Source organism: Chryseobacterium indologenes, assembly GCF_018362995.1.
Lineage (GTDB): Bacteria > Bacteroidota > Bacteroidia > Flavobacteriales > Weeksellaceae > Chryseobacterium > Chryseobacterium indologenes_G.
The window spans coordinates 4,339,273-4,360,567 of the sequence record NZ_CP074372.1 but is presented as its reverse complement, the minus strand read 5'-3'; the positions used below and the strand labels follow the sequence as shown (position 1 = coordinate 4,360,567).

Sequence of the window (21,295 nt, the reverse complement as noted above, 5' to 3'; positions counted from 1 at the left end):
AGTGATTATATTCTTATTTGAAAAACTTCCATTTCGGGATAATAGCCAGCATTCCGAATCCTGTAAACAGGAAAAGGTTGGTAACATCTGTGTAAAGAAATGTAGAAAGATAATAATTGTGCATAAAGAAGTGCATCACCAGTAAAGCAGGGAACATGAAGATTCCTATTTTTCTGTAGAAGAACATCAGTACCAGCCCAATCATCATCAGTACATCAATTGAAAAAATAACATAGAAATACCACCTCGGGATCTCCAGATATTCATGCTGCAGATATTCATCCACATCTATTCCAAGCCCCATTATGGTAAACAACATCAGGGCTGCAAATGCCAGTACAAATCCCCATCCTTTCTTCGGATCTTCGTCAAAATAACTGTATTCTTCCATACCTACAAAAATAAAGAACTTATGAGAGATTTCATAAGTTCTTTTATAATTATTCGTTTAAAATTTGACTTATATAGAGATAGCGTTGATCAATCTATTTTTGTCACTTAAGAATTCTTCCATAGAGATCATACTTTCAGTTCTCATTACGTCCTGAATGTCATCTATCTGATAAATAATTCTTTTAGCATCATCGGTATTCTTAGCTCTTACTTTGCAGAAAATATTATATTTTCCGGAAATAACGCTAGCTTCAATGACGTTAGGTAATGTTGACAATTCTTTCAATACTTCCTGAGTACGGTTTGATTTTGTCAAAAGGATCCCTATGAAAGCTGTAAAGTGATAGTCCAGCTTACCATAATCGATATTAAGAGATGATCCCAAAATAATACCTGCATCTTCCATCTTTTTCACTCTTACGTGAATTGTTCCAGCAGAAACATCCATCTGCTTTGCAATTTCAGTAAAAGGCATTCTTGTGTTTTCTACTAAGAAATCAAGAATTTTCTTGTCTATTTCGTCCAGTTGATAGTTCATATTAGTTAAATTACAATTTCTTTAAAAAATCTATGTATTTTTTGCAAATTTACGAAAAATAATTTAACTAAAAAATATATATCAAATATTAACAATAATTAACACAGATGATAAAAATCATTAAAATATTCTGATTATTTACTATTTGATTTTATAGAATCTGTTTTTATTTCACCTTTTGCATCTGAAGTTTTTTTGTCTTTTTTCTTCTTTTTAAACAAAGAATTGAAGCTTTTACTCCACACGACCCCGCCTCCATAGGCTTGATTTGCAGAACCGTTTGTACTCACCATTCCCATCCCGATATTAGTAGGTTTAGAATATCCTCGTATGATTAAACTTCCATCATTCTTTTTTGAGAGGTCATATTCTACAGATCCTTCCCCGGAAAGGTAGTTATTCTGTGTATTATCTGTTTTAGACAGAGGGATTCCCAATCCAGTCTTAATATTAATTCTGGGAGAAACTGCTACACTTACTCCTGCATTGGCTCTGTCTCCAACTGTCGAGTTCTGGTCTCCTTTCACATAATTAAGGTCAATCTGAAATTCATTACTCATTGTATTAAGAACAGATCCCAACTGTTTAAGAAGCATGTTATACCCTTGCGATTCTGCAACGTTACCTACGTTTACTTCCACTCCACCACTATTGGAAACGTTAAAGGTGCTCAGCAAAAGAACTGAACCAAATTGGAGTACTTTCTCTCCTTCCTGACTCATTTTAGCGGCCAGCGTTTCTCTTACCTGGCTGGATACATCCATAGCCGTTACATTCAGATCGATCTGAGGATCCACTAAGGATTGGGTAATATGAGCCTGTAATAAAACACTGATAGGCTGTAGTTTTCCCATACTCAGATATTCCCCTACATTGGCTACCATCCTTATATAATTAGCGTTAATGTCTAATGCAGGCTTCATAGCGTCACCATCCCATCTGATACTACTGTTTTTTTCAATCTGGAACGTTTTATTAAGAATTGCCTTAGAGACAAACGTTCCGTTATCTACTTTATAGGTACCGCTCATCGCGATATTTCCCTGTCTGTTCATATGGAACCTCAACGGATCTGCTGAACCTTTTACGGTAATATTTCCTACATCATCTCCTACCAGTACGTTTACAGTTGTTCCTTTATCTACAGCCAGATTGAAATCAATATTCATATTGGCTCCTGTTTTCTTCTTTTCTTCCAGCGTAATCAGACCGTCTTTTCCTTCTTTCAGGAACCTCAGCATCTTGAATTCTTCAACATTAGATGTGGAACTGGAATTAAAGGTAAAGGTACTTCCGTTAAGTGCCTTCATATTAGGAGTTGTAATACTTAATCCTGAGACAGGTCCGTCCACATAAAGATCTCCCTGCCCGTAAACTCTTCCCCAGAACAGGTCAAAATCTTTTTGAGTAGTATTAAGCATCAACAGGTTGTCTGCCCTCATTACGAGAGATACTCCCATTGAAGAAAGGGTCTCAAACTGGATTGCCCCGGAAACATTTCCTTTGGAATTGGTTCTTCCGTCATGTACCTCAATATTGTTGAGAATGGCTAATCCTTTGGTCAGCTGAATCACAGTATCATCAAATGAATAATCTACCCCGGTGAACAAAAGTTTTAATCCGAAATCTTTTAAAGCAATATCACCGCTATAATCCAGATTGTTGAGCTTTCCGTTGATTTTAAGGTCTCCGGTTGCTTTTCCACGAAGGTTTGCGAAAACAGTCTGTACAAACTGCTGTGTAAATGACAGATCAAAATCACGCATTTCTGCCGTAAGATCGATGATCGGTGAAGAAGTATTATTGTTAACTGTTCCTGTTAAATTAAGACTATTATTTCCAAGGACTCCTGCAGAATGTACTTTTACATCTATATCATAAACATTCAGTGAGAAACCATTGGTGGCAGAGATGGAGATATCTCCCATATCATTGCCGTTCATTTTGATATCATCAATATTAAGATCTACCAGTGGCTGAAGTGTACTTTTATCCATCTTGATCTTGACACTTCCGTTGGCAAGACCCTTGATATCCATTGTATTTCCCCCGGACTGCATTTCCAGAAGTTTTTCTATTGAAAAGTCGTTGATATCGGCATCCAGATAAAAATCTTTTGCCGATTTAAACTGTGCTTCTTTAATAAACAAGGCACTTTTATCTGAATAAACCCTTAGGTTTCTGATATCAAAATCTCCGGTCTTCCTTCTGTAGGTAATAGAATGATTGAGTTCCGGACTTGTATCTATAGCCCAGGTAACTTCATTAAATTTCACTTCCGTAGGCTCAAATCTGAACACATAATCACCGGCGGCATCGGTAGACTGGTCTACATTAATCGCGTATTCTTTAAGCTTTTCATTAATTTCATCATCAGGACTTCCATGCTTGAATACGGTAGCTAAATGAAGAGTATTTCCATTTTCATTATTCCCTTTCAGCTCAAAATCTTTGATTACATTTTTATTGTAAACTACTCTATTGATCTTTGCGTACAATTGCTGGTTAAGGTCAGCAGTATTAATTCTTACTTTAACACTGTCCACCATTGCACTGTCTCTGTTGATGTTCTTTCTGTCGTGAACTTTATAATCAGGATTGGAAGCTGCCAGCGCTTTATCAGCATCTGTAATCTCTTCTTCCTTCGTCATCATATATTTCAAAGAAGCAGCATCCAGGTTCAGAATCAGGTTGTTTGAATTTCCATCATATTCTCCTTCCACAATAGCTCCCTGAGGAATTTTAAGTTCCGGTAAAAAGTAATTGACCAATCCTTGCTGAACATCAAATTTCAGCGCAAAATTCTGTCCGCGGTATAATTTTCTCGGCGGTGGTCCCACCAAAATTTTTCCGACTCCGTTTTCTACCATTCCTGCAAGATCTGCCAGGCCGTATCTTCCCGATATCTTCCCTGTAGCAGCCCCCGGAGCATCTACATCAATCACACGGCCTCCTGCTTCTACAAAGGTTTTTAATTTAGCATTCGGAATATTATATTTTTGAGTTGCTGTAGCAAAGTTCAGATTATTGGCATTAACGTCCAGTGTAAGGTCATTAATGGAAGACATGGCCATTTTTCCTTCAACCTGACCGCTTACCACCTGGCTGCCGGGCTTATTGGTAAAATAGTTCATGTTCAGGTAGGTGACATCTGCATTAACATCCATTGCTACTCTTGCAGTACTGAAATCTATTAATCCTTTGATCGTAGCTTTTGCCTGCTCATCATTTACGGTAATAAGTCCGTTGTATTTTTTATGATCCAATAATCCATCCAGATACAGATTATTGATCGTTTTATCCATAATTTCAACGCTTGCAATCTGAGATTTAGTGGTCAGACGCATGGTATTCACATCAAAGCTTTGCCCGTTAAGATCAAATTTACCCGAGATTAAGCCTACCGTTTTATTCTTTGTAATAACAGACGTGTTAAGGTCTTTTACATCAAGATAACCTGAATATTTAGGCATTGCGGTGCTGTAACCCGATAAAGTAAGTTTGGAAATTTTGGCCTGCCCTATTCCTGTCATTAAATTCCCGCTGTCCACATAGATCTGATCCGGATTTACTCTTGCTGTTCCGTTGTACTTTAATTTCCCGAAATCATCAGCAAAATTCTTCATCTTTTTAGAGATAAAGGAAGGCATCATTGCTTTTAAATCCTTGTAAGTAAAATCTGTAGAAAGATCTTTTGTTTCAATGGCAAAATGTCCTTTCAGCAGGTTATCCACCTTCATGGTTTTGGTTGCAATATTAACATCAGGATTTCTGATCAGGAAATTCTCCAGATGGAACTTATTTAAAGGCCCCGTCATTGTCCCTGAAAGATTGAACGGTTTAATATTATCCCAGTTTGTCACAAAATAGCTGATGTCATAACCACTCACCTGGCTTCCCTGTTGAATGTTCATATCCCATCGTACTCTATCAGCAAAATCTGACCATGATCCGTCATGAAGATTAAATTTAATATCTCCCTGAAGTAAGGTATGATCAGTATTCAGCGTAAGGTCTTTCAATGACAGAAACTGTTTCGTTAAAGACAGTTCTGTTGAAAAGGTATCCACAATATGAGATTTTCCCCATCTTGAGGTCACAAAGGACATATTATTGATCAATGCCGAAACATTCGGTCCGTTGACTTTTACATTTGGGGCTTTTAAGTTGAATTGTGTTGCTGTCAGCCATTTCCCCTGTTCTCCGGGAGAGTTTTCATTGATGATAGAAACTTTAGAATCGATAATCTGTACTCTGGAATTCAGCTGAAAAGGAGGTTTGTTCGGATTTCTTTTCTTTCCGTCGTCAAAGAGTTCCGTAAATCTCACAAAATTGGATATGCTGTCTCCTTTATAGGTAATTACCCTTACTTCTGCATTCACGAGAGTAAGTGAATTGAAACTTAATGAATTGCTTTTTCCTGAAATCGCATTCACAGCCAGGGATATCCAGTCTGAATCTGCACGGAATTCACGGGCTTTAATGAAATCAAATCCTTTATAATCTTTTACTTTTAAACCTTTTATCGTTACATCTCCAAAGTAGTTAACATCCACACTTTCTGTGGAAAACCCGGATTTGAAATCTTTATTTACGATTTGAAGAGCCTGATCTGCCGCCCATTGTTTTGTAACCGGAAGATTGATGACAACCAATATCCCTCCTACCAGAAATAAGCCAAGCCAAAAGAGAATCAAGAGAAGTTTTCCCCACCAGGTATAGCTGGTAACGTCTTTCATCGCCTGTTTCCCGAACTCTTCAGCCGTTTCCACAGGATGATGTATGGCATCTGAAGCCAGCTCAGATGCTTCTTTTACTGTCTCCCGAACTTTTTCTTCAACATTTTCGACAGTTTTCTGTACCTGATCCCCTAGGTTTTCAGCTACCGATTTTTTATTCTCATTCTCGTTATTATTCTCTAACTTTGCCATTATTATGAGCGACTCTATAATTTTAGGTATTGAATCGTCCTGCGACGACACCTCAGCAGCTATCATCAAGGGAAATTCTATTCTTTCAAACATTGCCGCGAATCAGGCCATCCACAAAGAATATGGTGGTGTTGTCCCTGAATTGGCTTCACGGGCCCATCAGCAAAATATTATTCCCGTTGTTGAAAAATCTTTTTCCAAAGCAAATATACAACAAAATGCAATCTCAGCTATAGGATTTACACGCGGACCCGGACTTTTAGGATCTCTTCTTGTAGGAACATCATTTGCTAAGTCTTTGGCGATGAGCCTTAACGTTCCGTTAATTGAAGTAAATCACCTTCAAGCCCACATTCTGGCCCATTTCATCGAAGATGCAAATCCTGTGCCGCCCACTTTTCCATTCTTATGTCTTACGGTAAGTGGAGGACATACCATGATTGTACTGGTAAAAGACTATTTCGACATGGAGATCATCGGTAAAACCATCGATGATGCCGCGGGCGAAGCTTTTGATAAAATCGGAAAGATTTTTGACCTTGACTACCCTGCCGGACCTATCATTGACAGACTTGCCAAGGAAGGGAACCCCGATGCGTTTAAATTCAACAAACCGAAGCTTGAAAACTATGACTATTCTTTCAGCGGTATTAAAACTTCGGTATTATATTTCATTCAGAAGGAAGTCAGAAAAAATCCGGATTTCATCAAGGAAAATCTAAATGATCTATGTGCATCTGTACAGAAATCCATCATTGAAATCCTGATGAATAAACTTGAAAAGGCAGCTCAGGATCTGAACGTCAATAAAGTTGCTATTGCAGGTGGTGTATCTGCCAATTCTGCACTGAGAAAAGCAATGGAAGATAACAAAGAAAAGCTGGGCTGGAGTATCTTCATTCCTAAGTTTGAATATACCACAGATAATGCTGCGATGATTGCCATGGTAGCAAAACTGAAGTTTGAGAGAGGTGAATTTACGGATTTGAGAACTTCGGCAACAGCAAAATACGATTTATGAAAATACTCTTAGAAGAAAAAGTACTGGGCACACATTCTAAAAAGAACTCAAAATATTATTGGGTATTAGAAACGGTTACAGGAAAAAATGAAGATGCAGAAAATGCCTTAGATTACTTTCCATCAAGTTCTGAGACAGGATATATTCAGGATATAAAAGAGGAAATTATAAAAAAAATAAATTCTGAACATCTTTTCAGTTTTCCTTATACTCCAAATGAAGGAGATTATTTATCGATCAAAAATAATTTGAGAAAACAGGAATACTTAAATCTGATTTTCATCAACAATATCTGGATTGAAGAAATATACATGTGCTCTTACCGTGAATGTGATACAGACATCTACACAACTATAAAAACAGGAGTTGCATTTTTAACGCAGGATATATGAAACTATTTTACGGAGAAATAACAGATCAAAAGGTCATCATCCATGACGAAGAACAGCAGCATATTGTGAAAGTGCTTCGTATGAGAGATGGTGAAGATATTCATGTGACGGATGGAAAAGGGAAACTTGCTTCCGGAAAACTGGTTATTGAAGGTAAAAAAGCAGGTATTGACATTTCTGAGATCAAAGAAAATCTACCGGAATTCACTCCTAGACTTCATATTGCGATTGCTCCCACCAAGAATATTGACAGGATCGAGTTTTTTGTAGAGAAAGCTGTGGAAATGGGCATTTCGGAGATCAGCATTATCGTAACCGAGAAAACGGAACGTAAAAATATTAATATTGATAAAATCAGAAAACAGGCTGTGGCCGCATCAAAGCAAAGTCTGAGATTTCATTTTCCGGTCATCAATGATGCTGTAAAACTAACGGACTTCCTTAAAAATACTGATCCGGAACATACTTTTGTAGCACACTGTCATGAGAATCTGGAAAGAATTGATCTTAAAAATATTCCTCAACTGAAACAGCTTACCTTTTTAATAGGCCCTGAAGGTGATTTTTCTGAAAAGGAAATTGCATTTCTGGCAGAGAATAAAGTAAAGGCTGTCTCTCTCGGAAATCAAAGGCTCAGAACGGAAACTGCAGGAGTTTTTGTAGCCGCATGGAATTATTACAACATGATATAGATAACAAAAAGAGAAGGCGCTGAACCTTCTCTTTTTATTTCTGAATTCTATTTCCAGTCAATATTATTTTCTCTCAGATATTTCTCAAAAATCTGCTGTCCGCTTCTGATTGAATTTACCGTCCAGAGAATTTTCATCCTTAAAAGTTTTTCTTCATCCAGTTTATAATCAATATCAGATTTTATAAGCTTTTGTTTCAATTCATACATACAGATTGAAGCTGCTACAGAAACATTAAAACTTCTCGTAAAACCATACATCGGAATTGCCAGTGTCTCATCTGCAAAGTCTAAAATTTCCTGAGACACCCCTTCCATTTCAGTTCCGAAAACCAATGCAATGGGTTCTGTAATTTCATATTCAGGCAGCATTTTAGCATTATTTTCTAATGAAACCACCACAATTTTATATCCTCTGTCTTTAATACTCTGAAAGGACTCCATATTCCGGGGAAGCTTTTCTACCTCAACCCAGGTATCTGCACCTTTTGTTACCCTAAGATTAGGTTCAAAACTATATTCTTCCTGTAAAGCGACTACTTTATGAAAGCCGCAAGCCTCCACAGAGCGTACAATTGCTGCCGCATTTCTAAACTGATAGACATCTTCTACAACCGGAAGCACAAAGTCTGAACTTTCCTGCGAAAAATGTTCAATTTTTGCCAGTCTTTCTTCGGTTAAAAACTGTTTTAAATATTCATAAGTTTGCGTTAAGTCTTTCATCCACATTTAGTTATTTTTTCCAATAGCTCAATGTAACGCCCACAATTACCATCTTATTTTTATAAAATTTTGATCTAAGCGTTTCATTCATTTTCAAATCTTTGCAAATTAACGTAATTTTGACCTATGAACCCTAATCGGGCTCCAATTCTTAATTAAAAATAGTACATGAAGCGAAAAGTCCTGCTCATCTATACCGGTGGAACCATCGGGATGGAAAAAGATTATGAAACCGGAAGTCTCCGTGCCTTTGATTTTGGTAATATATTTGAAAAGATGCCTGAAATGAGGCTTATGGAATGCGAAGTCTTTGTTCATCCTTTCGCCAAACCACTGGATTCATCGGATATGGGACCTGAAGAATGGAGGATTATCGCTAATTATATTCTTAAAAACTATAATGACTATGACGGATTTTTGATTCTTCACGGAACCGACACTATGTCCTATACGGCGTCAGCATTAAGCTTCATGTTAAAAGGATTAAGAAAACCCGTTATCATGACAGGTTCTCAGCTTCCGATTGGTGACCTGAGGACAGATGCCAAGGAAAATCTTCTGACCAGCCTTTATTATGCCAGCCTTTATGAGAATGATGAAGCAGTAATCCAGGAAGTTGCCATCTATTTTGAATACAAATTATTAAGAGGAAACAGAACGTTGAAATATTCTGCCGAGTATTTTGATGCGTATGCAAGCCCAAATTACCCTATTCTGGGGCAGTCTGGAGTTCATTTGAATATTCTTAAAGACAATCTGTTCCGTTGTGATCCTGAAGTAGAATTCCATGTAGATGAACATATTTCCGAAGATATTTTATTCTGGAGAATTTTTCCGGGAATGCACTTAAGTCATTTCAGGGAAATTCCTAAAATGAAGGTGCTTATTCTTCAGGTTTTTGGTTCCGGAACCATTTTCAGCAGTGCAAAAACCCAGGAAACACTTCAGGAAATCAGAAATAACGGAACCGAAATCGTAGTGGTAAGCCAGTGTATATCAGGAGGTATCTCATTCGGAAAGTATGAAAACAGTAATATTTTCTCCAGAATCGGAGCGATCAGCGGAAGGGACATGACTGCGGAAACCGCTATTACCAAAGCAATGCACCTTATTGATAATCCAAGCTACTCCGGAAGCTTTGCTGATAATTTCACCAGAAGTCTTTGTGGAGAAATTACGGATTAATTTGTAAGAATAATTTGGATATTAAAGAAATTACACTATTTTTGCAATCTCAAAAAGAGAGGTGTCCGAGTGGTTGAAGGAGCTACCCTGGAAAGGTAGTATACGGGTAACTGTATCGAGGGTTCGAATCCCTTCCTCTCTGCAAAAAAATTAAAGCCTGTGCTTCATTAGCACAGGCTTATTTTTTGCTTAAAACTCTCGATTCATATTCAATTCTTTACTCCATAAGTATTTATACTCAAAATCATAATTGGTAATTTATACTATACAATATCATTTCGGTTCTTCGTTACTTTGACTTACAATCTAATCAACTAAAATCCAAATCAATATGACATCAACAAGTGTAAATGCAAATTCTTCAGGTCAACTCGTACTTGGAAACGGAGCACAGTTTTGGGTATACCTTTCACCTCAAAACGACACCGCCAGAATGATATCTACATGGCGCGTAACATTCTCACAGGGAAACTGGATGGATACGATTTCCAGTGAAAATCCGACCAAACAAATTCAGACTCCCAATCTTTCAGGGATCTTTGAGATCAAAGTTGAATTACTAAGCGGATCTACCGGTACATGGCGCCAGATTCCTCCTCAGAAGGGAAGCTATAATGAAATAGGCTGTAATTCTAACTGTGCATCAATGGTAGGTATTGTTGCTGACAGCACCAATCCTCCTATCGGCGCTATCAATGCTCACTTTTGGACGACATGGGATGCCATGTGCAAAACAGGGCAAAATTAAAATATAAATAAACCAGTCCATAAAACCAGATTGCCACAGTATTTTGTGTACTGTGGCAATTTACTATTCTTCTTAAAACATTTTTCAAATGCTGCATGACGAGAAAACTATTGAATCTAAAATTTTATTTATTCCCTTTTTCACTAAATTCGCTTATTCAAACAGGACTTTTCAATATGTATACATTCAGGACAGTATTCTCATTGCTATTATTTTCAACGTTTTTTCTATTTCCGCAATTGGCGAAAGCCAGTGCCTACTGGATGGAAATTCATGGATCGGGAAAATTAAAAGATCCTGTAAAAGTTCAGTTTTTTTATGGTTTTATTGATGATCTTAGCGAGCGCCACCGAACCACCGGACCGGAATTTCATGAAATCAAAAACTTCCAATTCTTTATCCTGAATGCCAAAGGGGAAAAATCAAAGTTTGAATTACAAATGAAAGGGGACTATTGGGAAGGAACTTTCATCCCAGATCAGGAGGGAACTTACCGGATTCTAGGAATGAACGATCAACTGCCTGTTCTTCTTCGTTCTAAAAATCCTGCTGAAAATGTAAGACCAATTGATTTTATGTGTAGTGCTTATCATGTCGGGAAACCTTCAGAGATGATGTCACCAGCTCAGTTCATGGATATTATTCTTAACGAAAAGAATGGCATTTATACTATTTCTCCGTACAGAAACATGAAACCTGTTGAAAAAGGAACCGCCATCAGGATATTTAACCCCGAAAACTGGGAGAAAAACATTTCTATTGATGAAAACCACCAAGCTGTATTTAAACCAACTCTTGCGGGGCTGTATGTAATCCGACAAGACTGGAATGAAAATACTCCCGGAACTTTTCAGGGAAATTCCTATGGAAAAATACGTTACCGGAATAATTACTGCCTTTGGATCAACTGATCTTATCTTAATCATAAAAAATAAAAATCCCGAACATCAGTCCGGGATTTTTTCAATTATAATAATTATTTAAAACTTTAAGGAAACACTTCCAAGAAAACGTGCCGGAGCCTGTGGCGTCAGACGTACAGACCATGCTTTTTCATTGGTTATATTATCGAATTTCAATCCAACTCTATATTTCGGCTGATCGTAGAAAATCCCAAGATCAAACATTTTATAAGATGGGATTATAACTTTCGCTGTTTGTGTATTGGTTTGATAAGAAGAGGAACCCATATTTCCTCCTCCACCTATTCCAAGGCCTTTTAATTTTCCTTCAGAGATCCGGTAGCTGATCCAGAAATTGTACATATTGGCTGGGCCTGATAATGCAGGTCTTAAACCGTCAACAGAAGGATTGGCATTGGTATATTTGCTGTCGTTATAAGCATATCCCGCCACAATATTGAATCCATCAAACGGATTGGCGGTAATTTCAGCTTCTATTCCTTTGCTTAGCTGTGTTCCGTCCTGTATTGAATAGTTGACATCATCAGGGTTGGTTCGTAAAATATTATCTACACGAATGTTATAATAACTTAAGGTTCCTACCAGTCTGTGATTGAAAATATCTGCCTTCACCCCAAATTCCAACTGATTGGCATATTCCGGTCTGAATGTATTTCCATTGATATCAACACCGCTTACGTTATTGAAACCATTCATATAATTTCCAAACAATGAAACCTTATTTTTCAATATTTCATATACGATTCCCATCTTAGGTGAAAAAGCGGTCTGTCCATAGGGACCTGACTGGGTTCCGCTATTGCTTAAACCTCCTTTAATTTCCCCTGTGGTGATATCATAAACTCCTTTAAACTGAAACCTGTCTACCCTCAAACTAGCCATTACCATAAGCCGGTCTGTGATATTGAATACATCCGATACATACGCCGCATAGGTATTATCGCTATTGTTTTCTTTTCTGAAAGCAGAAGTTGCCGTAAGGGCATCAATGATATTCTGATTCACTCTGAAATCCGCTGAGGGATGAACAAAGTTGAATACTTTGGTATTGGTATGGTAACGGTCGAAATGATTGGAATTGTTATAATAATCCAATCCTACCACCATTCTGTTTCTGAAACGCCCTATATGGAAATCTCCGATGAAATTCTGCTGAATATTGGTAGCAATAAATGAAGTTGTTCCCACCATTACCTGAGCACTTGCTGTAGAGTCTGTTTTTCCGTTAATCGCGGAAATATATCCTTTGATTGTTGATCTTGCACGTGATAATATGGTCTGGGAAGTCCAGTTTTCTGAAACTTTATAGTTCAGCTGGGCAAAGATATTCATCATCTGCGTATCATACGCCAGATCATCTCCTAAGAATTTTTTATAATACGGAAATTTCATATCTGCAATAGACTGAGTTTTGTTACTTCCTGTATAAGGATTGAAACGAACAACAGATGTTCCTTTTGCCTGATTAAATTCCACATCAAGAAGAAGCGACATACGATCGTTGATCTGGTAAGAGAAACTAGGTGCAATCGCTAAGGAATTGGTAAACCCGAGGTCCTGAAAACTCTTTTCAAAAGTTCCCGCTGCATTAAGACGGAAAAGAGCGGTTCTATCTTTATTAACAGGAGTATTCACATCTACTGTTAACCTGTTATAGCTCCAGCTTCCGCCCACATAGCCTACTTCACCGCCAAAATTATTATAGGGCTTTTTCGTCACTCTGTTGTAGACTCCACCGTAGCTGCTGGCTACACTTTTCCCGAATAATGTAGCTGACGGTCCTTTAATAGCTTCTATACGTTCAAGGTTTACTGGATCAATCACTGAGAATGCTGCTCCTGCCACTCCATTTCTTGCATTAGGCTCTGTTTCGAATCCTCTTGAACGGAATGTCACTCTCCCCTGATTGGCAATCATGGGCACTCCTGCTCCCGGTACATTTTTAGAAATACTTCCCAGATCTACAGCAACCTGTTCCTGAAAAAGTTCTTTTGTCACCGTATTGTATACTTGTGGATTTTCTAAGTTTTTTAAGGGTAATCTTGCTACAAACCCGCTTTCTTTCTTGGAAAACCTGTTGGTGTTTTTCATGATAACCACCTCCTGTATCGCCTGAATATTTTCTTTGGTAAGCTGATAGTCCAGTTTTGTATCTTCTCCTGTTTTAACCTCAACAGGAAGACGGATTTCCTTACTTCCCAGAATTTGTAATTTTAGGGTATAAGAACCTGCATTAAGATTTTCAAAATGATAATTCCCTTCATCATCTGTCAGGGTTTGTCTATCTGTTTCAAGTAATGAGACTGATATTGCTCTCAGAGGCTGCCCGTCTACCATACTCACTTTTCCGGTTATTCCTCCATGCAAGTCCTGTGCATATAGAGTTGCAAAGCTCAGAAACGAAAAGAAAAGGATGAGCAGTTGTTTAGACCATTGTATGTTGTGATGGGTAGGTATATCATTCTGAGGAATAGCTCCGGAATGATCCATATGCCCTGATGAGAGCATACATTCATTTGATTGTATCATTTTTTTCAGCCTTATTTAAAATAATTATAAATAAAGGTGCAAAATAACGGAATAGCAAATTCTCTCACAATATTAATTTGAATTATTCTAAATAAATTTTAACAAATATTATATTCTTTCTGAAAATAGAAATAGTAAAACAATTGCATATGTCAACTGTAAACTGATTAATCATTAGTTATCCACTTTTCCACAAGTTATTAACATTTTATCCACAATCGTTATTTTGATTCAGAAAACTCTATTCCTAAATCTATCCTAAATCATCTCTTTATTTTGTCATGTTTTTAAACAGTATTAAAAGTTTTTGAATAAACATTCTATGAACAAAGCCTCTAATTTTGACATCTTAAAGTATTCTCTCTGCGTATCAATGGTATTTTTGTCCAACTTCTGGTTTCGCAGTCATTTAAAATTAACCCTAAAACAGTTATCCACATTATTGAGCATGAAGAAGTTTTTTGCAGGATTATTTTTATTGGGCTTTATCGGTTCAACCTTACAAGCACAGATCAGCCCACCCGGTTTGGGAGATACCAATAATGCTTTCTGGGGAGCCTTTGGAGTCAAACGACAGCTGGATTCATTGGGAAAGAAACAGGCGCTGAGCTATATTGCCATCGGGAGAAAAAGCAGTCCGGATGATCATAATTTATTTTCAAAACAGGCTATTATTGTCTTAAATCACGAAGTGTATCATTCTTTTGCTCCCCATCAGCAGTACAGCTACGCCATCAGTTACCGCCGGCAGCCTCAGTACGAAAGCACAGCTCCTTATGATAAAGAAAATACGGAACAGGAATTCAGAATTTACGGAAGATATGCCTACACTTTTGACCTTGGAAAGAAATGGAAACTAAAAAATACAGTGCGGCAGGAATTCAGAAAGTTTTTTGATGCAGATTTTCATCAGGTAGAAGAAGATTTTCAATTCAGAACACGTATCAAGAGTCAATTAACCTATAATTTATCTCCTAAAAACAATCAAAAGCTGGCATTGAGTGCAGAAGCGCTGTTCTCCATCAGCCATCTCAATGAACCTGACCCGCAGTGGGGTTCTTTCGGGTATCGTGAAATGCGGATTGCAGCTTACTATATGTTTACAATCCCAAATTCTCCTTTTACAGTAGATGTAGGATATATGGATGATCTGATCAGAGACAGCAGAAGTATTCATCATGGAGGCGTTCATTATCTGGCGGCGGACCTGATCTGGAATATTCCTTACAGAAAGAGGTAATAAAAAGAATAATTCTATAACACCACAACAAAATCCCAGTCGTCGCTGACCGGGATTTTTGTTGAAACATAAGTTTCACTGCAATATAATTAAGTATGAATGTTGGTGTAAAATATTAGTTGCATAACGTCAGAAACTGGCGGCTCAACTGCACATTGAATTTGGCTTCAGCTTTTGAACGGGCATAGATAGTTTGTTTAAACGCATGTACTGTCTTCAGTTTCTGATCTATGAATTCGGCAATCTGCACCACAGAGAAAAGAAAGTCTCTGTATAACGCCATACTCACCGTCTGGCCATAGTAGGGAAGATAGGCTTTCAAAAAAGGAATGGCTTTCTGATGGCGGTTGTAGCTGATACAATATCCTACTCCTTCCATAGAGGTAATAATAGCATAGTGATTAAGATAATCCTGAATATTTTTGGTACCATCCAAAGCATTTGGATTTTTTGAACAAAACTTATTGATCTTATCCAGAATATGCTGGGCATACTCCATCATGGAAATATTTTTAAATTCAAAAACCTGGTTCATTCCATTGGATGGAGAAGTTCCGTTTTCACAATCAATACAGAATGAGATCCCAATTTTTTCATGATAAGGAAAAAAGCAGTCTTTCACTTCAATGGATGCATCCGGCTTTAGCATGTCATCTGTAAAGTTATAATAGACATATGGACTGTAAAGTTCAGCAAGGGCATTCAGATAGTCTGTTTCGCTGGTATTATGATATTCTTCAAACCATTTTTCAAGGTTGTCGTAATAATTACTTTCAAAGTCGTTAAAGTTTAAGTAAAATGGCAATTCCATAGCTCTGTAATTTTGATATGACAAAGCTATATCCGTAATGCGACAAAACTTGACGTAATATATTTTTCGTAAAAGATTTTTTTGGTCAGGAATCAATTTTGCGTCGCAAAGTCAATAATGAATATGATTTTAACGCTAAGGATCGCAAGGTTTATGAATAGATAAAGCTTATTGGGCTCGCAAAGGCATTTCATTAAGCTAAGATTTCAACCTATTGCTGAGTGAAACGCCTTTGCGATCGAAAAAATAATAAGATAGTATAGAAAACTTCGCGAACTCTGCGTTTAATAGTATGCATTATCCCTAGATCCCGTACCCCGAACTACTTATCATAATTCTTCATCACATACTCAAAGTAGTGAATCATTTTCAGGTAGTTTTCTATACTGAGATATTCATTGGTACTGTGTATGCTCTGCTGTTCTGCGCTGTTGATCTTGATTGGCATGAATCTGTACACATTTTTACTCACAATTTCATATTTTCCGGCATCTGTTCCTGCCATAGTAAGATATGGGGTAACAATTGCTCCCGGATGAATTTCCTTGACTCCGGCTTCTATGATTTTAAAAGCTTTCGTATTGGTTGGGGAAATTGCAGAAGCTTCTCTTGTATTGTCAATTTCTTCTACTTCAACATCGAAACCTTCAGTTGCTTTAGCTATGTGATCCCTTACATCCTTCACTGAATTTCCGGGAAGTAATCTGAAATTAACAACAAATTCAACTTCAGGGGAAAGTACATTGGTCCCATCACTGCCTTTCATCATTGTCAGTGCTGTCGTTGTTCTTACCAATGCGTTGGTTGTATTATTTTTAGTAAGTTGTGAAATCAAAACAGGTTTTAAAAGCCATTGATTGGCAAGCGCCATTCTTGTTGTAAAAGGCATTTCACCTCCGATATTATTAAAAAACTCTTTGATTAACGGGGTGATCACAGGTTTCATCTGATGATCTTCCAGACGCTGCATAATAACAGCCGCTTTTCCTATAGCGCTTTCCATTGGAGGCATAGAAGAATGCCCGCCGAGTCCTTTCACTTTAATTTTTGCAGAAAGAAATCCTTTTTCAGCACATCCTACAACAGCAACATCTGTATCTATCCCTGCCACATTTCCTTTTCTCATAATCAATCCGCCTTCGTCATACACGGCATCGAACTTCAATCCTTTTTTCTTAAAATAATCTGCAATCTGAATAGCACCTTTTTGCCCGCCAACTTCTTCATCAAAACCAAACGCCAGATAAATATCACGTTGTGGAATCTGTTTATTTTTAATCATAGAATTCATGGATTCCATTAAGGAAAACAGCATTCCTTTCATGTCTATTGCTCCTCTTCCATAGATCCTTCCATTCGCTACAGCTCCTGAAAAAGGGGCAAAATCCCAGTCTTCCGCTACTTTTGCAACAGGTTCTGCCGGTTTATCATCCAGACGGAATATATTTTCTTCATTATTTTTGATATCAGCATCTCCCGGTGGAACAACATCCATATGGGAAAGAAATAAAATGGGCTCCAGGGCAGGATTGCTTCCTTTAAGCCTGAACACCAACCCATACTGATTCACTTCAACGTTTTCTGTATTCTGATATACTAAGGGATAAGAAGTTTTTAAATAAGTTTTGAACTGATCAAAGGGTGCATAATTGAATTCACCTAAACTTCCTGTAGAAACGGTTGGAACCTTTATTCCTCCCGACAGCCTCATGACTGCAGAATCATTTTTTATCGGTTTCCATCCTTCGCCTGCTCCGGTATTATTTTTCTTAAACGGATAGGTATAAGTTTTAATCAATACTACAGCAGCCAGAATGACAATGATTCCCAGAAGGATTAAAAGAGCTTTTTTCATAGCAGATAAGTTTTGTTAGGTGGTTTGATCCTATAAATATAGCAAAGTATTTATTGTTTAACAATTTAAAACCGGCTTTTTCAATCGCAAAATCTCTTGAATAGTGCTTTCTCAAATTTTAGACTGATAAAAAGCGCACACATCTGTCCCCATTATGAACACCAGATCGTTATAAGAACAAAAATAAAATATGAAAAATATTCTGCACATTATTTCCAGCGCAAGAGGAGATCTGTCTTATAGTAAAGGACTCAGCTCAGCGATCGTTGAAAAAATTTCACAACAAAATATCATCGGTCAAATTACGGTACGCGATCTGGTGAAAGACCAACCGCCTCATGCGGATGAAATGTCAATCCATGAGTTTTATAAACATCCGGAATTGTATGATGAACAAAGCAAAAAGCTTCTTTCCTATGCCAATACAATTGTGAATGAAGTGCATGAATCCGACATTATTGTCATCGGAACTCCTATGTTTAATCTCGGAATTTCCACTCCTTTGAAAGCATGGCTGGATCAGCTGATACGGGCAGGAGTTACTTATGTTTTTGATGAACAATGGAACCGCGTAGGACAATTTAAAGGTAAAAAAGTATACCTAGCAGTTTCTTCCGGAGGCAGGAGTGCAGAAGGTGCTCCGGATTATGTTTCTGCTTATATCAAAGATGTTTTCAGAAATTATTCGGGAATTACTGATGTGGAAACCTATCGCATTGAAGGGACTATGGAGAATGGTTTTAAAGCGGATTATGAAAGTATTTTGAAAGATTTTAATTCTACGAATGAAGTATTTTGAAAGCAGATTTTATTGTAAACGCAAAGTTTTCTATTCTTGATCCTGAATATAAGGGGAGCGAAGAAGGAATCAACAAGTTGATTGGATGAAGCTTTGGAGCTTTATAGTATTTTGTTTTTAACGCAAAGGCGCTAAAGGATTTTATTCTAATGTATATTTAAGGCGCAAGAAAATCAAAGATTTTCAGCAGGGAATTACAATAATATTCTTGTGCCTTAAAAATGATTATGATTGTTTTCGCACCGTCGTGGTTTCTTTAATTCAGGATTTCGTTCATTTCGGTGAGAATGATGGGTTTTCCATCGGTGATTACAATGGTATGTTCGTGCTGAGCCATATAGCCGCCTTTATTTCCTACCATTGTCCACCCGTCTTTCAATTCTACTGCAAGATTGGAATCGGTGGAAATAAAAGTTTCAATAGCCACCACAGAGTTTTTCTTGAATCTTCTGGAATCAAAACGGTTTTTGTAGTTCAGTAATTCATCGGGCTGTTCATGTAAACTTCTCCCTACTCCATGTCCTGCAAGATTTTTAATAACTTTAAGGCCTCTTTTCTTCGCTTCTGTTTCCATTAGATGCCCAATGTCTGCGATTTTCACTCCACCTTTTATATTGTCAATAGCTTTCTTTAAAATCTCTTTAGATGCTTCCACTAGCTTCTGATGTCCATGAATATCTTTTCCAATGACAAAAGAGCCACCGTTATCGGCCCAATATCCACCAAGTTCAGCAGAAACGTCAATATTGATGAGATCACCTTCTTTCAAAATCCTTTGATCAGTCGGAATACCATGGCAGAATTCATTATCCACGCTGATACATGTCCAGCCTGGGAATCCATACGTCAGATAAGGAGCAGATTTTGCCCCGAAACCTTCTAGTATTTGGGCTCCATACTCATCAAGATCTTTTGTGGTCATGCCAGGTTCAGCATACTCGATCATCTTTTTCAGGGTATAGGCAACGGCTTCACTTACTTTTTGCATTCCGAGCATCTGATCTTCGTTGGTGATTGACATAGTTTTGTTTTGATTGTTATTGAGAACTACAAAGTTAGGAAATTAAAATATTCTGATACGATTTGTTTTAATTCCCAAAGTTCGTGTATTGAAAAACGAGATTATCAGGTACTTTAATATTCTTCTACCCCCTTCACCAACCCCCTCTACCCCCTTGGGTAAGGGGGTATACCCTGTTATATAAGGGGCTAGAGGGTGTTCATTAACGGTCTCCAGCCACTTTGATAAGTGGGTAAAGGGGCTTATAGAACGGTCTGGAGACCGTTAATGAAGTAGTTCGAGGCTGTTCCGAAGGGGCTCCAGCCACTTTATAAAGGGGCTGAAGATACTTAATATAGTGGCTAGAGGTACTTTCCAGGTGGCTGAAGGTTATTTATAAAGTGGTTTATGGTATTTTGATAAGGATGTACGAGGACTTTTTAAAACAAAAACCACTGCAAAAGCAGTGGTTTTATTCTTTGTGGGCGAGCGAGATGCTCGCGCCAGTGGGGTACCACACGATATAATCGTACGGGAGCGGGGGGGGATTCTAGTATTTATAAGCTTTTACTGCTCCGTTTCTATATATGTAAACACTATCTTCCCCTTTATGCTTCACTATACTATCATTTTTTTTATATATAAACCTATCAGAACCATTAAAACGTAATGTCTTTTTTGTTGACAAAATAATTGTTAACCAACCATGATTATGATGATCAATATATAAACTATCAATTTTTCCAAAAAAATTAGTATCCAAATTCTTTTGTATTATCTTTTCAGGTCTAGATTTCTGATATTCTTTATAAAAAAAATACCCTGAAGTAAAAAGACAGAATAATATCAGACCTATAACATTTTTATATTTTATCATTAATTCCCAAATTTTTTAAGTTTTGAAGAATAAGTTGTACCAAACTGTACACTACCACCTAATGATACTTTAGGTCTTTTCAAAAAATTCCAAATACCAGACGACACACTTGCACCACCCATTGAGACATTTTGTTGTTTATCATTTAAAGCAGTTTCACCATAATTTCCAGAAAATGGACCAATTCCCACTGCTCCATTCCAGTACTTACCGTTCATATTATCTGCAGTTAGTGGATCATATCCATTTTTAGTAGTATATTCATTATATGCAACACCAGCACCTACATTTAATCCATAAGATTTATACAAATTAATATATATTGAACTGTCATAGTTACCACTGAAGTAGCCTATTTCAAATCCCGCACCTGCACCTACTGTAAGTTCTCCTCCAATACCTACTGTAAAAGGCTTATCAAGAACTTGTACACCCCAGTTTCTGCTGGATTCCAAATTAGTAAAAAACTGACCTTTCATACTTTCAGGACCGTCAGAAGCGTGATATTCAAAACTATTTGCATCTCCTGAAGACATATTTAACCAATCTCCATCGCTGTAAAGTGCAACTTTGCCTATTGTTTCGTCTCCATAGGTTACATTAAACTGCCCCTCTTTTCCTAAATATTCTCCTTGGACT

17 protein-coding genes and 1 tRNA gene are annotated in these 21,295 nt (G+C 37.4%); 9 read left to right on the top strand and 9 right to left on the bottom strand.

Annotated elements, in window-relative coordinates; translation table 11 throughout:
* Positions 1-13: 13 nt before the first annotated feature.
* The 3 genes from DYR29_RS19820 to DYR29_RS19810 all read right to left on the bottom strand — a co-directional run bounded on the left by DYR29_RS19820 (position 14) and on the right by DYR29_RS19810 (position 5,862).
* The gene (locus DYR29_RS19820) at positions 14-391 is read right to left on the bottom strand and encodes a hypothetical protein (protein ID WP_047373649.1); all 378 of its coding nucleotides are present in this window, start codon (positions 389-391) and stop codon (positions 14-16) included.
* Between the two features lie 69 nt (positions 392-460).
* A complete protein-coding gene (locus tag DYR29_RS19815) occupies positions 461-931 on the bottom strand; it encodes an Lrp/AsnC family transcriptional regulator (RefSeq protein ID WP_039371059.1) in 471 nt (156 codons plus the stop codon).
* 134 nt (positions 932-1,065) lie between these two features.
* Positions 1,066-5,862: a translocation/assembly module TamB domain-containing protein gene (locus DYR29_RS19810; RefSeq protein ID WP_213278202.1), complete on the bottom strand. Its 4,797-nt coding sequence runs from the start codon at positions 5,860-5,862 to the stop codon at positions 1,066-1,068.
* A 4-nt stretch (positions 5,863-5,866) separates the two neighbouring features.
* Here DYR29_RS19810 and tsaD point away from each other — a divergent pair, with 4 nt between their 5' ends.
* The 3 genes from tsaD to DYR29_RS19795 are packed head-to-tail and all read left to right on the top strand — an operon-like array spanning position 5,867 to position 7,967.
* Positions 5,867-6,883, top strand: a complete 1,017-nt coding sequence (tsaD, locus tag DYR29_RS19805) for a tRNA (adenosine(37)-N6)-threonylcarbamoyltransferase complex transferase subunit TsaD (protein ID WP_047424252.1) — start codon at positions 5,867-5,869, stop codon at positions 6,881-6,883.
* Positions 6,880-7,275, top strand: coding sequence for a hypothetical protein (locus DYR29_RS19800; protein ID WP_213278201.1), 396 nt, complete (start codon positions 6,880-6,882; stop codon positions 7,273-7,275). The genes tsaD and DYR29_RS19800 overlap by 4 nt, the downstream gene beginning before the upstream one ends.
* Positions 7,272-7,967, top strand: coding sequence for an RsmE family RNA methyltransferase (locus tag DYR29_RS19795; protein ID WP_213278200.1), 696 nt, complete (start codon positions 7,272-7,274; stop codon positions 7,965-7,967). The genes DYR29_RS19800 and DYR29_RS19795 overlap by 4 nt, the downstream gene beginning before the upstream one ends.
* Before the next feature lie 47 nt (positions 7,968-8,014).
* On the opposite strand, the gene DYR29_RS19790 is transcribed toward DYR29_RS19795, so the two are convergent.
* Positions 8,015-8,695, bottom strand: a complete 681-nt coding sequence (locus DYR29_RS19790; RefSeq protein ID WP_213278199.1) for a TrmH family RNA methyltransferase — start codon at positions 8,693-8,695, stop codon at positions 8,015-8,017.
* A 162-nt stretch (positions 8,696-8,857) separates the two neighbouring features.
* On the opposite strand from DYR29_RS19790, the gene DYR29_RS19785 reads away from it, so the two are divergent.
* The 4 genes from DYR29_RS19785 (at position 8,858) to DYR29_RS19770 (ending at position 11,533) form a co-directional block, all read left to right on the top strand.
* Positions 8,858-9,874, top strand: a complete 1,017-nt coding sequence (locus DYR29_RS19785) for an asparaginase (protein WP_213278198.1) — start codon at positions 8,858-8,860, stop codon at positions 9,872-9,874.
* Positions 9,875-9,929: 55 nt separating this feature from the next.
* A tRNA-Ser gene (locus DYR29_RS19780) sits at positions 9,930-10,016 on the top strand.
* A 189-nt stretch (positions 10,017-10,205) separates the two neighbouring features.
* Positions 10,206-10,622: a hypothetical protein gene (locus DYR29_RS19775; RefSeq protein WP_213278197.1), complete on the top strand. Its 417-nt coding sequence runs from the start codon at positions 10,206-10,208 to the stop codon at positions 10,620-10,622.
* Positions 10,623-10,798: 176 nt separating this feature from the next.
* Positions 10,799-11,533, top strand: coding sequence for a hypothetical protein (locus DYR29_RS19770; protein WP_213278196.1), 735 nt, complete (start codon positions 10,799-10,801; stop codon positions 11,531-11,533).
* A gap of 69 nt (positions 11,534-11,602) precedes the next feature.
* Here the strand turns inward: DYR29_RS19770 and DYR29_RS19765 are convergent, their stop codons facing one another.
* Entirely contained in the window at positions 11,603-14,074 is a 2,472-nt protein-coding gene (locus tag DYR29_RS19765) for a TonB-dependent receptor (protein WP_213278195.1), read from the bottom strand.
* A 448-nt stretch (positions 14,075-14,522) separates the two neighbouring features.
* Between DYR29_RS19765 and DYR29_RS19760 the strand changes: the two genes are divergently transcribed.
* Positions 14,523-15,314: a DUF2490 domain-containing protein gene (locus DYR29_RS19760; RefSeq protein ID WP_213278194.1), complete on the top strand. Its 792-nt coding sequence runs from the start codon at positions 14,523-14,525 to the stop codon at positions 15,312-15,314.
* Positions 15,315-15,429: 115 nt separating this feature from the next.
* On the opposite strand, the gene DYR29_RS19755 is transcribed toward DYR29_RS19760, so the two are convergent.
* Together DYR29_RS19755 and DYR29_RS19750 are read right to left on the bottom strand one after the other, a co-directional pair.
* Positions 15,430-16,125, bottom strand: coding sequence for a hypothetical protein (locus tag DYR29_RS19755; RefSeq protein ID WP_213278193.1), 696 nt, complete (start codon positions 16,123-16,125; stop codon positions 15,430-15,432).
* 322 nt (positions 16,126-16,447) lie between these two features.
* Entirely contained in the window at positions 16,448-17,980 is a 1,533-nt protein-coding gene (locus DYR29_RS19750; RefSeq protein ID WP_213278192.1) for a M20/M25/M40 family metallo-hydrolase, read from the bottom strand.
* A 190-nt stretch (positions 17,981-18,170) separates the two neighbouring features.
* Here DYR29_RS19750 and DYR29_RS19745 point away from each other — a divergent pair, with 190 nt between their 5' ends.
* Positions 18,171-18,779: an FMN-dependent NADH-azoreductase gene (locus DYR29_RS19745; RefSeq protein ID WP_213278191.1), complete on the top strand. Its 609-nt coding sequence runs from the start codon at positions 18,171-18,173 to the stop codon at positions 18,777-18,779.
* 256 nt (positions 18,780-19,035) lie between these two features.
* On the opposite strand, the gene map is transcribed toward DYR29_RS19745, so the two are convergent.
* Both map and DYR29_RS19735 read right to left on the bottom strand, forming a co-directional pair.
* Positions 19,036-19,800, bottom strand: coding sequence for a type I methionyl aminopeptidase (gene map, locus DYR29_RS19740; RefSeq protein WP_213278190.1), 765 nt, complete (start codon positions 19,798-19,800; stop codon positions 19,036-19,038).
* 529 nt (positions 19,801-20,329) lie between these two features.
* Positions 20,330-20,656 (bottom strand): hypothetical protein, encoded by a 327-nt coding sequence (locus DYR29_RS19735; RefSeq protein WP_213278189.1) that lies wholly within the window; start codon positions 20,654-20,656, stop codon positions 20,330-20,332.
* Positions 20,657-21,295 lie beyond the last annotated feature (639 nt).